The sequence below is a fragment of the Streptomyces sp. NPDC005803 genome, assembly GCF_040630435.1.
Taxonomy (GTDB): domain Bacteria; phylum Actinomycetota; class Actinomycetes; order Streptomycetales; family Streptomycetaceae; genus Streptomyces.
Map to the genome: position 1 here is coordinate 379282 of NZ_JBEXXO010000004.1, position 15796 is coordinate 395077.

A 15796-nucleotide genomic window follows, 5' to 3' on the forward strand; every position below is an offset into this window, starting at 1 on the left:
GGAGCAACTGAAACCATGTCGGTTTCCGTAACCCTTCCGGCGCTCGGCGAGAGCGTCACCGAGGGCACCGTCACCCGCTGGCTGAAGGCCGAGGGCGAGCGCGTCGAGGCCGACGAGCCGCTGCTCGAGGTGTCGACCGACAAGGTCGACACCGAGATCCCGGCCCCCGCCTCCGGCATCCTGGCCGCCATCAAGGTCGCCGAGGACGAGACCGTCGAGGTCGGCGCCGAGCTGGCCGTCATCGACGACGGCTCGGGCGCGCCCGCCGCCGCGGCGGCTCCGGCCGCCGAGCCCGAGGCCACCCCGGCCCCGGCGCCCGCCGCCGAAGCCCCGGCAGAGGCTCCGGCCCCGGCCCCGGCCCCCGCGGCCGAGGCTCCGGCCGCCGCCCCGGCCGGTGGCGCCTCCGGCACCGACGTCACCCTTCCGGCGCTCGGCGAGAGCGTCACCGAGGGCACCGTCACCCGCTGGCTGAAGGAGGTCGGCGAGGAGGTCACGGAGGACGAGCCCCTCCTCGAGGTCTCCACGGACAAGGTCGACACCGAGATCCCGGCCCCGGTCTCCGGCGTGCTGCTGGAGATCGTCGTCGCCGAGGACGAGACCGCCGAGGTCGGCGCCAAGCTGGCCGTCATCGGCGCCCCCGGCGCCGCCCCGGCCGCGGCTCCGGCCGCTGCTGCTCCGGCTCCGGCCGCTGCTGCTCCGGCTCCGGCCGCCGCCCCGGCCCCGGCACCCGCCGCGGCTCCGGCACCGGCACCCGCCGCGCCCGCCCCGGCTCCCGCGCCCGCCCCGGCCCCGGCTCCGGCTCCGGCCGCGCCTGCCCCGGCTCCTGCCGCGCAGGCCGCTCCGGCCGCCCAGGCCGCTCCGGCCGCGACCTCCGGTGACGACGGCGCGTACGTCACGCCGCTGGTCCGCAAGCTCGCCTCCGAGAACGGCGTCGACCTCGGCGAGGTCAAGGGCACCGGCGTCGGTGGCCGCATCCGCAAGCAGGACGTCGTCGCCGCCGCGGAGGCCGCCAAGGCCGCCGCCGCCGCTCCGGCTCCGGCCGCCGCCGCCCCGGCCGCGAAGGCCGCGCCGAAGCTCGAGGCGTCCCCGCTGCGCGGTCAGACGGTCAAGATGACCCGCATGCGCAAGGTCATCGGCGACAACATGATGAAGGCGCTGCACTCGCAGGCCCAGCTGACCTCGGTCGTCGAGGTCGACGTCACCAAGCTGATGAAGCTGCGCAACAAGGCGAAGGACGCCTTCGCGGCGCGTGAGGGCGTCAAGCTCTCCCCGATGCCGTTCTACGTCAAGGCCGCCGCCCAGGCGCTGAAGGCCCACCCGGTCGTCAACGCCCGGATCAACGAGGGCGAAGGCACCATCACGTACTTCGACTCGGAGAACATCGGCATCGCCGTGGACGCCGAGAAGGGTCTGATGACCCCGGTCATCAAGGGCGCGGGCGACCTGAACATCGCCGGCATCTCGAAGAAGACCGCCGAGCTGGCCGGCAAGGCCCGCGGTGGCGGCCTGACGCCGGACGACATGTCCGGCGCCACCTTCACCATCAGCAACACCGGCTCGCGCGGTGCGCTGTTCGACACCGTCATCGTGCCGCCGAACCAGGCAGCCATCCTGGGCATCGGCGCCACCGTCAAGCGTCCGGCGGTCATCGAGACCGCCGAGGGCACCGTCATCGGCGTCCGCGACATGACGTACCTCTCGCTCTCCTACGACCACCGTCTGGTGGACGGCGCGGACGCCGCCCGCTACCTGACCGCGGTCAAGGCGATCCTGGAGGCCGGTGAGTTCGAGGTCGAGCTCGGCCTCTGAGCACCGCGGCTGTAACCAGCCTCACCAGCGGCGCCCCCGTCCGGAACACACCCGGACGGGGGCGCCGCCGTATTGTCTAGACACCACCGGTCGCTCCGGCCACCGTGTCGGTGCAGGCAGCACCGGTTTGCCCCGAAGGAGCCCCTCATGACCCCGCCCGTCGTCCACTCGCTGCGCGAACAGATCCGCGAGCACATCGTGGACGGGATCGTCAGCGGGCGCTGGAAGCCGGGTGAGCGGATCGTGGAGCGGCGCATCGCCACCGAGCTGGAGGTCAGCCAGACGCCCGTGCGCGAGGCGCTGAGGGAGCTGGAGACGCTCCGCCTGATCGAGTCGGCGCCCAACAAGGGCGTCCGCGTCCGCAACCTCACCGCGGCCGACCTGGAGGAGAGCTACCCGGTGCGGGCGGGCCTGGAGCAGATCGCCGCCGAGCTGGCGGCCCCGGGGCTCGGCGAGGACTGCTCGCTGCTCGCCCCGCACGTGGCGGCGCTGTACGAGGCCGACCGGCGGGCCGACGGCGAGGCGCAGGTGCGCCACACGGTCGCCTTCCACCGGGAGATGGTCCGGGCGGCCGGCAACGCCGTCCTGCTGCACACCTGGGAGGGGCTGGGCATCGAGGTGTTCACCGCGCTCTCGATCCGCTGGCTGGGCACGGTGCAGAAGTCGTACGCCGAGGAGCACGAGGCGCTCATCGAGGCGTTCCTGCGGAAGGACCCTGACATAGGGGTGCTGGTCAAGGCCCATGTGCTGGGCTGCGCGCCGCGCGCCTGAGACCGGCGCCGAGCCGGCCGGGACCGGTCCGGGCCGGCTGGGACCAGAGCCCGGACCCTGAGGCCGATATCCGGACGCGGTACGCATGTGTCGCGTGAGGCGCTCGTTCGTGCAGGCGAGCGCCCTTTTTCGCCTGATAAGTCACGTCACTGCGTGCCCCGTTTCGCGGCACCGAATGCCACTTTCTTCATATCGAGAAGTTTTGCCGTTCATCCTTTGATCGATCATCGATCGGCGACTTACAGTTCACTTCGCGGGCCCACCGGCCCCATCGCCCTGTCCTGCCAGTCAGGGACTTCTCCACCCCCCTCCTCACCGGAAGGCGGCGATCATGACCGACCCCGTAGGAAAGCTTCCGAGCGAGCTCGACCAGCTCCCGGACCGCGACCCGGAGGAGACCGCTGAATGGGCGGCCTCCCTGGATGCCGTCACCAAGGCCGCGGGCCCGCACCGTGCCGCGTATCTGATGCGCCGCTCGCTCCAGCACGCCGAGGGCGCCGGTCTCGCGCTGCCCAAACTGCTGGAGACCGATTACGTCAACTCCATCCCCACCGCCGCGGAGCCCGCCTTCGACGGCGACCTGGAGATGGAGTCCCGGATCACCGCGTGGAACCGCTGGAACGCGGCCGCGATGGTCACCCGTGGCTCCCGCTTCGGCGTCGGCGGCCACATCGCCACCTTCGCCTCGGCCGCGTGGCTGTACGAGACCGGCTTCAACCACTTCTTCCGCGGCAAGGAGGGGGACGGCTCCGGCGACCAGCTGTACATCCAGGGCCACGCCTCCCCCGGCATCTACGCCCGCGCCTTCCTCGACGGCCGGCTCAGCGAGCAGCAGCTCGACAACTTCCGCCAGGAGGCGGGCGGCGACGGCCTGCCGTCCTACCCGCACCCGCGGCGGCTGCCCTGGCTGTGGGAGTTCCCCACCGTGTCGATGGGCCTCGGCCCGCTGTCGGCGATCTACCAGGCGCGCTTCAACCGCTACCTGGCCAACCGCAACATCAAGGACACGTCGAACTCGCACGTCTGGGCCTTCCTGGGCGACGGCGAGATGGACGAGCCCGAGTCGACCGCGGCCCTCGCGCTGGCGGCGCGTGAGCAGCTCGACAACCTGACCTTCGTCATCAACTGCAACCTGCAGCGCCTCGACGGTCCGGTCCGCGCCAACTTCCGCGTGGTCCAGGAGCTGGAGGGCGCCTTCCGGGGCGCCGGCTGGAACGTCGTCAAGACGCTCTGGGGCACCGCCTGGGACGAGCTCTTCCAGCTCGACACCACGGGTGCGCTGGTGCGCCGGCTCCGCGAGGTCCCGGACGCGCAGTTCCAGACGTACGCCACCCGCGACGTCGCCTACATCCGCGAGCACTTCTTCGGCGCCGAGCCCGCGCTCGCCGAGCTGGCGAAACTGCTCACCGACGCGAAGATCGCCGAGTGTTTCCACACCTCGCGCGGCGGCCACGAGGCCCGCAAGGTGTACGCGGCCTACCGGGCGGCGCTGGAGCACAAGGGCGCTCCGACGGTGATCCTGGCGCAGACGGTGAAGGGCTACACGCTCGGCCCGGGCTTCGAGTCGCGCAACGCCAACCACCAGATGAAGAAGCTGGACGGCAAGCAGTTCCGCGCCATGCGCGACCTGCTCGACCTGCCGATCCCGGACTCGAAGCTGGACGAGGGCCTGGTGCCCTACGGCCACCCGGGCGCCGACTCCCCCGAGGTCCGCTACCTCCAGGAGCGCCGCGCCGCCCTCGGCGGCCCCGCCCCGGCCCGCCGGGTGCACGCGGTGGCGCTGCCCGCGCCCGAGGAGCGCGCGTTCGCCGCGCTGAAGAAGGGCTCCGGCAAGCAGGAGCTGGCCACCACGATGGCGTTCGTCCGTCTGGCCAAGGACCTGATGCGGGACAAGGAGACCGGCAAGCGCTGGGTTCCGATCGTCCCCGACGAGGCCCGCACCTTCGGCATGGAGGCGCTGTTCCCGTCGGCCGGCATCTACTCGCCGCTGGGACAGACGTACGACCCGGTCGACCGCGACCAGCTGATGTACTACAAGGAAGCCAAGGACGGCCAGGTCCTCAACGAGGGCATCACCGAGGCCGGCGCCATGGCCGACTTCATCGCCGCCTCCACGTCGTACGCGACGCACGGCGAGCCGATGATCCCGTTCTACATCTTCTACTCGATGTTCGGCTGGCAGCGCACGGGCGACCAGTTCTGGCAGCTCGGCGACCAGCTCGGCCGCGGCTTCGTGGTCGGCGCCACCGCGGGCCGCACGACGCTGACGGGTGAGGGCCTCCAGCACGCGGACGGCCACTCGCACCTGATCGCGTCCACGAACCCGGCGTCGCTCAACTACGACCCGGCGTTCGCGTACGAGATCGCGGTGATCGTCCAGGACGGTTTGCGCCGGATGTACGGCCCCGACGCCGAGGACGTCTTCTACTACCTGACGGTCTACAACGAGCCGAAGCCGCAGCCCGCGATGCCGGAGGGCGTCGAGGAGGGCATCCTCAAGGGCCTCTACCGGTTCAAGGAGGGCACGCCCGCGAAGGCGGACGCGCCGCGCGTGCAGCTGATGGCCTCCGGTACGGCGATCCACTGGGTCCTGGAGGCCCAGGAGATGCTGGCCGCCGACTGGGGTGTCACGGCCGACGTCTGGTCCGCCACCTCGTGGGGCGAGCTGCGCCGGGACGCGCTGGAGTGCGACGAGGCGCTGCTCCGCGGTGAGCAGCGGGTGCCGTACGTGACCCAGGCGCTGGAGGGCGCACCGGGTCCGGTCGTCGCGGTCAGCGACTGGATGCGCCAGGTGCCGGACCAGATCAGCCAGTGGGTGGAGCAGGACTGGACCTCGCTCGGCACGGACGGCTTCGGCCTCTCCGACACCCGTGACGCGGCCCGCCGCCACTTCGGCGTCGACGCCCAGTCGATCACGGTCGCGGCCCTGGCCCAGCTGGCCCGCCGCGGTGAGGTGCCCGCGTCGGCGGTCAAGGAGGCCCGGGAGCGCTACGGGCTCTGACGGCCCGGAGGACGGGGGGCGGGCCTGCCCCGCTCCCCTTCTCCGCACGTCTGCCCCGCTCCGGCAGAGGCTTTGTCCTCAATCGCCGGACGGGCTTGGTTTTCAAGCCCGTCCGGCGATTGAGGACATCTTCTTTTGAGCCCGGCCGGCGCTTGAGGCCCCATGCCCAGCCCGGCCGGCGCTTTGAGGCCCCATGCCCAGCCCGGCCGCCGCTTGAGGCCGCACACCCGGCCCGGGCCACGCCCGCCCCCTGCCGCGGCCACAATGGCCGCATGCGTGCTGTCCGGCTCATCAGAATGGTGCTGCTCCTGCAGTCCCGCCCCGCCATGACCGCCGCCGAGCTCGCCCGGGAGCTGGAGGTGTCCGAGCGGACCGTCACCCGGGACGCCCAGGCCCTGTCCGAGGCCGGGATCCCGGTGTACGCGGACCGGGGACGGGCCGGCGGGTACCGGCTCGTCGGCGGGTACCGCACCGGCCTCACCGGTCTCGCCCGGGACGAGGCCGAGGCCCTCTTCCTCTCCGGGCTCCCTTCCGCCCTGCGCGAGATGGGCCTGGCGGACGCCGCGTCCGCCGCCCGGCTGAAGGTGTCGGCGGCCCTCCTCCCCTCCCTCCGCGACGCCCCCGCCGGGGCCGGCCGGCGCTTCCACCTGGACGCGCCCGGCTGGTACCAGGAGCCGGTCACGCCCGAGCTCCTGCCCGCCGTGGCCGAGGCCGTCCGGGGTGACCGGACGGTCCGCGCCCGCTACCGGCGGGCAGGCCGGGACACCGAGGCGGAGCGGGAGCTCGAGCCGTACGGGCTCGTCCTGAAGGCCGGCGTCTGGTACCTCTGCGCCCGCGCGGGGGACGACTTCCGGGTGTACCGGATCGACCGGTTCACCGCCGTGACCGTGTCGGACACCCCCTTCGTCCGGGACGAGGACTTCGACCTGCCCGCCTTCTGGGACGAGCGCGCGGCCCAGTTCGCACGGTCGATCCTGCGCACCGAGGTGACGCTGCGGCTCTCGGAGACTGCCGTGCGCCGGCTGCCGCACGCCGTGGACCGGGGCGCGGCCCAGGACGCCCTGGCCGCGGCCGGCCCGCCCGGCCCCGACGGTTGGACCACGCTCACCCTGCCGGTCGAGTCCCTGGACGTCGCGTACGGTCAGCTGCTGGCCCTGGGACCGGAGTTGGAGGTTCTGGGACCGGCATCCCTGCGCACCAGGTTCGAGGCCGCCGCCGCACATCTGTACGCGCTCTACCATCGGCCTTAAGGCTTCATTTCGGTGTCTCCGCGTGCGTCGCCTGTCGCCAAGGCAGATGCTGGACCCGTGATGGACGAGACGGAGTTCTGGGAGATCGTCGACAGCACCCGCGAGGCCGCCGACGGCGACCCCGAGGACCATGCCGACCTGCTCGTCGAACGGCTGGTGCAGCTCGACCCCGATTCCGTGCTGGACTTCGCCCGGCACTTCGAGGCGCGCTACAACCGCGCGTACCGCTGGGACCTGTGGGGCGCCGCGTCCGTGCTGCTCGGCGGGGCGAGCGACGACGCCTTCGACTACTTCCGCTGCTGGCTGATCGGCCAGGGCCGGGAGGTGTACGAGGGCGCCGTGCACGATCCGGACAGCCTCGCCGAACTCCTCGACGACTTCGACGAGGAGCTGGACGGGGACGCGGAGGACCTGGGCTACGCCGCCGACGAGGCGTACGAGCAGCTCACCGGGGTGGTGGCGCCGGATCTCGGGCTGCCGCCCCAGGCAGCCGAGCCGGAGGGCACCCCGTTCGGCTTCGACGACGACGCCGCCCTCGCGGCGCGGCTGCCCGCGTTGTGGGAGCGCTTCGGCGCCGGGTGAGCGGGGGTCGGCCGGGGCCCGGTCACGGGCTGAGCGGCCGGCCCATCAGCACGTCGTCCACATACCGCCCGCCCAGGAAGAACTCGCCGGGCAGTACGCCCTCGACCGTGAACCCCTCCGACGCGTACAGGGCACGGGCGGGGGCGTTGTGGCCCAGCACCCGCAGGGTGATCCGGCTCGCCCCTTGGCCGCGTGCCGCCGCACACGCCGCGCGTATCAGTGAGCGGCCCATGCCGCGGCCGCGCGCCCAGCCGGCCACGGCGAGGCCCTGTATCTGCCGGACGTGCGCGTTGCAGGCCAGCGGCGTGGGCGGCACCACGCGTACGTAACCCGCGATGACCCGCTCGCCCGCGTTCACCGCCTCGGCCACCAGGACGTCCTGCGGCCGGTGCCGCTCGTCGAAGAACGGCGCGTACGGCGGCTGCGGACGCTCCACCACCTCGTGCAGGGTCGACCAGGTGCTCCGGTCGAGCTCCGCGAGGGCGGAGTCGTCGTCGAGGACGGCGGGTCGGACGAAGGGGGCGGAAGGAGTGAAGGACTCGGCCATGGGCGTCACTGTGCCACGCGTCGCCGGCGGCCCATGGGGCAGGATGAGTTCCATGCCGCACTCCCGTATCGCCGTCAGCGGATCGACCGGACTCATCGGAGCGGCGCTGGTGCGCTCGCTGCGGGCCGACGGGCACGAGGTGGTCCGGCTGGTCCGGCGCCCGGCACGGTCGGGCGACGAGGTGGAGTGGGACCCCGGGCGGGGTTACGTGGACGTGGCCGGGCTGGTGGGCTGCGACGCAGTCGTCCATCTCGCCGGCGCCGGGGTCGGCGACCACCGCTGGACCGAGGCGTACAAGCGCGAGATCCGGGACAGCCGGGTGCTGGGCACGGCCGCGATCGCCGAGGCCGTCGCCTCGCTGGACGTACCGCCGAAGGTGCTGCTGGCCGGGTCCGCGATCGGCTACTACGGCGACACCGGGGCCCGCGCGGTCGACGAGGGCGCGCCGCCCGGTGACGGGTTCCTGCCGTCGGTGTGCGTGGAGTGGGAGGAAGCCACGGCCGCCGCGGAGGAGGCCGGCGTGCGGACCGTGCACGCGCGCACCGGTCTGGTCGTCGCCCGGGAGGGCGGTGCGTGGGGCCGGCTCTTCCCGCTGTTCCGTGCGGGGCTCGGCGGCCGGCTCGGCAACGGGCGGCAGTACTGGAGCTTCATCGCGCTGCACGACCACATCGCGGCGCTGCGGCACCTCCTGGACACCCCGGAGCTGTCCGGGCCGGTGAATCTGACGGGGCCGGCCCCCGTCACCAACGGCGAGGTGACGGCGGCGATGGGCCGGGTGCTGCGCCGGCCCACCCTGTTCACCGCTCCCGCGCCGGCGCTGCGGATCGCCCTGGGCGAGTTCGCCGGGGACGTGCTGGGCAGTCAGCGGGTCCTGCCGGCGCGGTTGCTGGACTCGGGATTCGCGTTCGCCTTCCCCGGGATCGATGCCGCCATCCGGGCCGCTCTGCGCTGATCCCGCGTCCCATGACCCGTTCCCCGTCGTCCCGTTCAGACGCGCGTGCGACCCCGTGCACCGGTGCCCCGGCCCGCGCGCGACTGCGCGCGATCCCGCCACCCTCCTAGCCTCATGGCGAACGCGCGCATTCCGGGGGCCTGTTGAGGGCAAGAGCCTCCCACCAGTTGCGCCGACTCGGGGAGGGGCACGTGCTCAGCACGGCACACCACGCGGACGTCGTCATCATCGGGGCCGGGATCGCCGGCCTGTCAGCGGCCCACCGACTGATCAGTGCGGGAGTGAACGTCAGCGTCCTGGAAGCCGGCCCCCGGGCCGGCGGCCGGATGATGACCGACGAGGTGGACGGCTTCCGCCTCGACCACATCGGACCGCTTCTCAACACCTCGTACCCGGAGCTGTACGCGACACCCGGGCTCGACGGACTCGTCCTGCGCCACTTCGATCCCGGCGTCCTCGTCCACAGCGAGGGCCGCCGGTACCGGACCGGGGAGGTCCGCCGGTTCCGGACCGGGGAGGTCCGCCGGTTCCGGACCGGGGAGACGCGCAACCCGCGGGGCTCGCGAAGCGCGCTGGGCGCATTCAAGGCAGCGCGCGCCCTCGCGAGCGCCCCCCGCGCGCCCCTGGGCGGCAACCTCACCGGGATGACGGGCGGGGGTCTCACCGGCGCCATGGGCGGGGCGATCGACCAGGCCCGGCTCGGCGTGGCCCTGGCCCGGCTCGCCGCCACCCCGCGGGCCCGCGTCCTGGCCCGGCCCGAACGGGCGGCGCTCGACGCCCTGTCCGGCCGCGGCCTGTCCTCCCGGACGCTCAACGGCTTCGTGCGCCCCCTGCTCACGGCGCTGCTGAGCGATCCCGCGCTCACCACGTCGAGCCGGTGCGCCGACCTCGCGCTGCGCGGCTACGCGAGCGGCAGGCTCTGCGTACCGTCCGGGGGGTCGGCGAGCCTGCCCGATCTGCTGGCGGCCGCGCTGCCGCCCGGCACCGTACGGACCGGTGTGCACGTCACGGCGGCGGACATCACCTCGGTGCGCACCAAGGAGCACGGCGAACTCGGGTGCCGTTCCCTGCTGCTGGCGACCGGCGCGGGCGCCGCGGCCGAGCTGCTGCCCGGTCTGCGCGTACCGCCCTTCCACCCGGTGACGGTGCTCCACCACACCGCCCCCGCTCCCCCTCCGACCGGCGCCTCCCTGCTCCTGGACGCCGACCGTTCGGGCCCGGTCGCCCACACCGCGGTGATGAGCGAGGTCGACCCGGAACGTGCCCCGCACGGCCGGGTCCTGATCAGTTCGACGGTGCTCGGCACCCCGCCGCCCGATCTGGACCGCACGGTCCGCGCGCACCTCGCGGCGCTCTACGGAACACCCACCGACGACTGGGAGCTGCTGGCCGCCCACCACGACCCGGAGGCGGTGCCCGCGATGCCGCCGCCGCACGACCCGCGCCGCCCGGTGCGGTTGCTCGCCGGCCTGTACGTGTGCGGCGATCACCGCGACACCGGCACCGTCCAGGGGGCCCTCTCCTCCGGCCGCCGCGCGGCCGGGGCGATCCTCGCCGACCTGGGCGTGCGGCCGGCCCGGGAGGACGCCACGGTGCTCCCCGAGGCGGCGTAGCCACCGGGATCCGGGGCCGCGCCCCCTGCCGGGCGCGGCCTCATCCCAGCGCGGCCACCCGCTCGCGGTAGCCGCGCACCGCGGCGGCGTCGCGGAAGGGTTCGAGGCGCCGCTCGAAGTCCCGTACGTACTCCGTGGCGCGCACCGAGCGCATCTCGGCGGCCTGCTGCGCGGCTTCCGCGCCCAGCCGGCACGCCTGGTCGAGCTCGCCGAGTCCCAGCCGGGCGGAGGCCAGGACCACCCGGCAGAACAGCCGGCTGCGGGCGTACGCGGGGGCGCGCAGCTGGAGCGAGCGCTCCGCGTGCTGGGCGGCGGCCCGGTACTGCTGGAGGTCGCGGTGGCAGTGCCCGAACTCGTCGGCGAGCTGGGCCTCGTCGAAGTAGCGGGCCCAGTGCGGCACCTCGTCTCCGGGGCGGGAGGCCTCCAGCGCGTGTTCCGCCCGCGCGAGCGAGGCGGCGCACGCCTTGGCCTCGCCGAGGACGCCGTGGCCGCGTGCCTCGACCGCGTGCAGCAGGGCCAGGACGGTGTGGGGCGCGGACGAGCCGACGCCCTGCTGGGCCACGCGCGCCAGCTGCACCGCCTCCCGGCCGTGCCCGAGGTAGACGGCCTGCCTGCTCATGGTGATCAGGACGAAGCTGCCGTAGGCCCGGTCGCCGGCGGCCTGGGCCAGCCGGAGCGCCTGGACGAAGTAGCGCTGGGCGAGCCCGTGCGCCGCGATGTCGTACGAGGTCCAGCCGGCGAGCCGGGTCAGATCGGCGGCGGCGGCGAACAGCCGCCGCCCGGTGGCTTCCCCGTAGGTGCCGCGCAGCATCGGCTCCGCCTCGTGTTCGAGGTAGCGGACGAGGGCCTGCCGGGCGTGGCCGCCGCCGTAGGCGTTGTCCAGGGTGCGGAAGAGCTCGCCGACCGAGCGCAGGGCGGCGACGTCCCCGCTGCTGACCTTCAGCCCGGAGCCCCGCTCGGTCTGCCGCTGCCGGGGGACGCCGGGGCCGCCGGGGACGAGGGCGGCCGGGGGGCTGCCGGGGGCGTGCGGTCCGGCGGGGCGGGTCGGGGTGGGCCCGCGCAGACCGTGCCGGGCGCCGTGCCCGGGCAGGCCGCTCTGTTCGGGCAGCCCGGGCACGGGCCCGCCGCCCGGTCCGTGGAGGCCGCTCCCGCCGCCGTGCTGCCCGTTCACCGCCCCGCCGTACGTCCCGTGCGGGCCGGGCGCCGTGCGCGGGGCGGCGTGCGCCTGGGCGGCCGCGTGCGCCCTGCCGGCCCCGCCCGCGACCGAGGCGGCCTCGCCCGCCCGCCCCACCCACTCGTCCGCCCGTCCGATCAGCCAGTCGCGGCTGGGGACCACCAGACCCGCCGGGGTGAAGGCGATCTTCCGCAGCTCCGCGTGGCTGCCGGAGTCCTTGCGCCACAGTCCGCTGACGATGTCGACCGCCTCGGCGGGCGTGGCCGCGAACTCCAGGCCCGCGTAGACGGGCGCGCAGGCGTCCAGGCCCAGGTCCTGCGCGGAGAGCCGGCGGCCGAGCCGCCGGGTGAAGACCTCGGCGATCAGCGCGGGGGTGGTGCCCCGTGGCTGCTGGCCGCGCAGCCAGCGGGTCACGGAGGTCTTGTCGTACCGCAGGTCGAGGCCGTGTTCGAGGCCGAGCTGGTCCACCCGCCGGGCGAGACCGGCGTTGGAGAATCCGGCTTCGGTGATGAGCGAGGCGAGTCGGCGGTTGGGGGTGCGCTGCGGAGGTCGTTCCGACATCAGCTGTACGGTCTCCTGCCTTCGGGGCCGGGCGGGCAGCCCTGAGGGCCTGCTCTGGAGTCTTCCCGCCGGGTCACGGTGCTGGGCACGCACGCCCCAGGGGACGGCGCGAATTTAGCGGCCTCCGGGGCAGCCCCGGCCACTCTCGCTTCACATTCATCCGATCGTGTGAGGATTGGGGGCGGCGCTGACAGGAACCACCTGCCGGGCCCCCGCTCCGACGCCGGTCGTACAGTGGCCGAAGGCGCGATTCGGTGCATGGTGACGTGATGACGGGACACCCCGGCCCCCGGCACCGCGAGGAGAGAGGCTGCTGTCGTGACTGAGCTTCGGTTCGTCCGTCTGGGATTCGGCGAGAACGCCGTCGACTACCAGGAGGCCTGGCAGAAGCAGCGCGAGGTGCACGCGGCACGGTTCGAGGACACCGTCCCCGACACCTGCCTGCTGCTGGAGCACCCGCCCGTCTACACGGCGGGCCGGCGCACGGCCGACAGCGAACGCCCGCTGGACGGCACCCCGGTCATCGACGTGGACCGCGGCGGCAAGATCACCTGGCACGGCCCGGGCCAGCTCGTCGGCTACCCGATCCAGAAGCTGCCGCGTCCGGTGGACGTCGTCGCACACGTCCGCCGGCTGGAGGAGGCGCTGATCCGTACGGCCGCCGAGTTCGGGGTGGAGACCAGCCGGGTCGAGGGCCGCAGCGGCGTCTGGGTGCTGGGCGACCCGGTCGAGCAGCGCCCGGCGATCGGCGGTCTCTCGCTCGACTTCGACCCCCGGCTGCGGGACGAGGAGTTCGACGCCCGCCTCAACGGCCCCGAGTACGCCCCGTCCAACGCCGGCCAGCGCCGCGAGGACCGCAAGCTCGCCGCGATCGGCATCCGGGTCGCCAAGGGCGTCACCATGCACGGCTTCTCCTTCAACGTGAACCCGGACAACACCTGGTTCGACCGGATCGTGCCGTGCGGCATCCGGGACGCGGGCGTCACCTCGCTCAGCTACGAACTCGGCCGCGAGATCACGATCGCGGAGGTGCTCCCGGTCGTCGAGAAGCACCTCCGGGACATCCTGGAGAACGCCGAGCTCGCCCCGCGCCTCGTCGAGCGCGCGGAGGATGCCGTGGCCACGGCGTGACCCTCGGAACACCTCTGCGGGAATAGGCCCTGCCGGCCACAGGTTGGGCAGACGTAAAGCCGTTTGAACAACGGGCGTACCCTGGTGTTCGCCGAAGAATCCAATGCAGCGAAAGCAAAGGGGAGTGCCGGAGTGTCCGCTGTCGCACCCGACGGGCGCAAGATGCTGCGCCTCGAGGTCCGGAACAGCCAGACCCCCATCGAGCGCAAGCCCGAGTGGATCAAAACCCGGGCGAAGATGGGCCCCGAGTACAACCAGCTGCAGAAGCTCGTGAAGAGCGAGGGTCTGCACACGGTGTGCCAGGAGGCCGGCTGCCCCAACATCTTCGAATGCTGGGAGGACCGCGAGGCCACGTTCCTCATCGGCGGCGACCAGTGCACCCGGCGCTGTGACTTCTGCCAGATCGACACGGGCAAGCCGCAGGCGCTGGACCGGGACGAGCCCCGTCGCGTCGGCGAGTCCGTCGTCACGATGGACCTGAACTACGCCACCATCACGGGCGTCGCGCGCGACGACCTGGAGGACGGCGGCGCCTGGCTGTACGCGGAGACCGTCCGCCAGATCCACGCGATGACGGCGGAGCGGGAGGGCGGCCACACCAAGGTGGAGCTGCTGATCCCCGACTTCAACGCGGAGCCCGGGCAGCTCGCCGAGGTCTTCTCCTCGCGCCCCGAGGTGCTGGGGCACAACGTGGAGACGGTGCCGCGGATCTTCAAGCGGATCCGTCCCGGCTTCCGTTACGAGCGTTCCCTGGAGGTCATCACCCGCGCCCGCGAGGCCGGCCTGGTGACCAAGTCCAACCTGATCCTCGGCATGGGCGAGACCCGCGAGGAAGTCAGCCAGGCGCTCCGGGACCTGCACGACGCGGGTTGCGAGCTCATCACGATCACGCAGTACCTGCGGCCCTCCCCGCGCCACCACCCGGTCGAGCGCTGGGTGAAGCCGCACGAGTTCGTGGAGCTCAAGGAGGAGGCCGATCAGATCGGGTACTCCGGCGTGATGTCCGGCCCGCTGGTCCGCTCCTCGTACCGCGCGGGCCGGCTGTTCCAGCAGGCGGTCGAGCGGCGCGGCGCGGTGGCCCCGGCGACGACCGCGTAGCACGGACTGTGTGAATTCGGGCACAAGAAGCTACTGAACAGTAATGGCTGAATCGACGCGGCCCGTACGCTCCTCGCAGGTCGCGGGCGCGTATGGGCCGCGTCGACGTGCGCGGCGCCGATAACAAGGTTTCATTGGTGTTTGACCGCCAGGTCATGCGCTGGTAACACCGAACAGTGACCCTGGATGCACGCAGCGCAGTGGCTCGCAGGGGCCGCTGTCGCCCCGCGTCCCGTATCCAGTCCGCGCAGCACACTCCGTCCGCCGGGCACCGTCCGGCGATCGCATCCGTTCCGAGGGGACTTCCACGATGCAGGCCGTGCCGGTACGCGCCACCGCCCTTCCGTCCGTCACCGACGCCCTCCGCGCCGTCGAGTCGCTGCTGCTGAGCAGCGGCCAGAAAACCGCCCGCCGCAACGCCTGGACGGCCGTCCTCGAGGACCGCCGCCGGGCCAAGGACCGGGTCGAGTCCGAGTACGTACTGGAGGCCGTGGCCGACCACCGTTCCTAGGCCACGTAAACTTCACTGCATGGCGAGGAAGGCAAAAACCACTGAAGGCGCGGACAGCGCCGAGAACGCGGGGCGGCTCAAGCAGATCGCCCTGACCTACAAGATGACCAGGCGGACCGACTCGAAGATCGGTCTTGTCGTCGCGGGTGTGGGAATCGTCACCTTCGGTGTCCTCCTCGCGATCGGTTTTGTGATCGACCACCCGATCTACCTGGGCATCCTGGGCTTCGTGCTCGCTCTCCTCGCGATGGCGATCGTCTTCGGGCGGCGTGCCGAGCGGGCGGCCTTCGGGCAGATGGAGGGCCAGCCCGGTGCCGCGGCGGCCGTGCTGGACCGCGTGGGCCGTGGCTGGACCACGACGCCGGCGGTCGCGATGAACCGCAGCCAGGACGTCGTCCACCGTGCCGTGGGCAAGGCGGGCATCGTGCTGGTCGCCGAGGGCAACCCGAACCGGGTGAAGGGCCTGCTGGCGGCCGAGAAGAAGAAGATGGCCCGCATCGTGGTCGACGTACCCGTGCACGACATCATCGTCGGCAACGGCGAGGGCCAGGTGCCGCTCAAGAAGGTGCGCACCAAGATGCTGAAGCTGCCGCGCGTCCTGACCGGCCCGCAGGTGACGGCCGCCAACGACCGGCTGCGTGCGATGGGCGACCTGATGAGCAACATGCCGCTGCCGAAGGGCCCCATGCCGAAGGGCATGCGGATGCCGCGCGGCGGAAAGATGCGCTGAGCGGAACGAGAGAACGCGGAAATGAGGGCGGGGGGGGGGCCAGAGGGTGGGGGCCCCCCCCCCGTT

13 protein-coding genes are annotated in these 15796 nt (G+C 73.1%); 11 read left to right on the forward strand and 2 right to left on the reverse strand.

What is annotated here, in order from left to right; translation table 11 throughout:
• The first annotated feature begins 15 nt into the window (after window positions 1-15).
• The 5 genes from sucB (at window position 16) to ABZ454_RS08925 (ending at window position 7413) form a co-directional block, all read left to right on the forward strand.
• Window positions 16-1809: a 2-oxoglutarate dehydrogenase, E2 component, dihydrolipoamide succinyltransferase gene (gene sucB, locus ABZ454_RS08905; RefSeq protein WP_359536702.1), complete on the forward strand. Its 1794-nt coding sequence runs from the start codon at window positions 16-18 to the stop codon at window positions 1807-1809.
• A gap of 147 nt (window positions 1810-1956) precedes the next feature.
• Window positions 1957-2580 carry a GntR family transcriptional regulator gene (locus tag ABZ454_RS08910; RefSeq protein WP_356323184.1) on the forward strand — a complete coding sequence of 208 codons (624 nt, stop codon included), beginning with the start codon at window positions 1957-1959 and terminating at the stop codon, window positions 2578-2580.
• Window positions 2581-2911: 331 nt separating this feature from the next.
• On the forward strand, window positions 2912-5581 hold the full coding sequence (aceE, locus tag ABZ454_RS08915) for a pyruvate dehydrogenase (acetyl-transferring), homodimeric type (protein ID WP_356323186.1): 2670 nt from the start codon (window positions 2912-2914) through the stop codon (window positions 5579-5581).
• Window positions 5582-5853: 272 nt separating this feature from the next.
• A complete protein-coding gene (locus ABZ454_RS08920; RefSeq protein WP_356323188.1) occupies window positions 5854-6831 on the forward strand; it encodes a YafY family protein in 978 nt (325 codons plus the stop codon).
• Window positions 6832-6891: 60 nt separating this feature from the next.
• The gene (locus tag ABZ454_RS08925; RefSeq protein WP_356323209.1) at window positions 6892-7413 is read left to right on the forward strand and encodes a DUF4240 domain-containing protein; all 522 of its coding nucleotides are present in this window, start codon (window positions 6892-6894) and stop codon (window positions 7411-7413) included.
• A gap of 22 nt (window positions 7414-7435) precedes the next feature.
• Here ABZ454_RS08925 and ABZ454_RS08930 read toward each other — a convergent pair whose 3' ends face one another.
• A complete protein-coding gene (locus tag ABZ454_RS08930) occupies window positions 7436-7960 on the reverse strand; it encodes a GNAT family N-acetyltransferase (protein WP_356323190.1) in 525 nt (174 codons plus the stop codon).
• A gap of 52 nt (window positions 7961-8012) precedes the next feature.
• Between ABZ454_RS08930 and ABZ454_RS08935 the strand changes: the two genes are divergently transcribed.
• Complete coding sequence (locus ABZ454_RS08935; protein WP_356323193.1) at window positions 8013-8912, forward strand: TIGR01777 family oxidoreductase; 900 nt, start codon at window positions 8013-8015, stop codon at window positions 8910-8912.
• A gap of 191 nt (window positions 8913-9103) precedes the next feature.
• Window positions 9104-10525 (forward strand): NAD(P)/FAD-dependent oxidoreductase, encoded by a 1422-nt coding sequence (locus ABZ454_RS08940; RefSeq protein ID WP_359536705.1) that lies wholly within the window; start codon window positions 9104-9106, stop codon window positions 10523-10525.
• A 40-nt stretch (window positions 10526-10565) separates the two neighbouring features.
• Here ABZ454_RS08940 and ABZ454_RS08945 read toward each other — a convergent pair whose 3' ends face one another.
• Window positions 10566-12260, reverse strand: a complete 1695-nt coding sequence (locus ABZ454_RS08945; protein ID WP_356323197.1) for a regulator — start codon at window positions 12258-12260, stop codon at window positions 10566-10568.
• 318 nt (window positions 12261-12578) lie between these two features.
• Between ABZ454_RS08945 and lipB the strand changes: the two genes are divergently transcribed.
• The 4 genes from lipB to ABZ454_RS08965 all read left to right on the forward strand — a co-directional run bounded on the left by lipB (window position 12579) and on the right by ABZ454_RS08965 (window position 15730).
• Window positions 12579-13391, forward strand: a complete 813-nt coding sequence (gene lipB, locus ABZ454_RS08950; RefSeq protein WP_356323199.1) for a lipoyl(octanoyl) transferase LipB — start codon at window positions 12579-12581, stop codon at window positions 13389-13391.
• A 132-nt stretch (window positions 13392-13523) separates the two neighbouring features.
• Window positions 13524-14489: a lipoyl synthase gene (gene lipA, locus ABZ454_RS08955; RefSeq protein ID WP_356323201.1), complete on the forward strand. Its 966-nt coding sequence runs from the start codon at window positions 13524-13526 to the stop codon at window positions 14487-14489.
• A gap of 310 nt (window positions 14490-14799) precedes the next feature.
• Entirely contained in the window at window positions 14800-15000 is a 201-nt protein-coding gene (locus ABZ454_RS08960) for a hypothetical protein (RefSeq protein ID WP_356323203.1), read from the forward strand.
• Between the two features lie 19 nt (window positions 15001-15019).
• Entirely contained in the window at window positions 15020-15730 is a 711-nt protein-coding gene (locus tag ABZ454_RS08965) for a DUF4191 domain-containing protein (protein ID WP_356323205.1), read from the forward strand.
• Window positions 15731-15796: the final 66 nt, after the last annotated feature.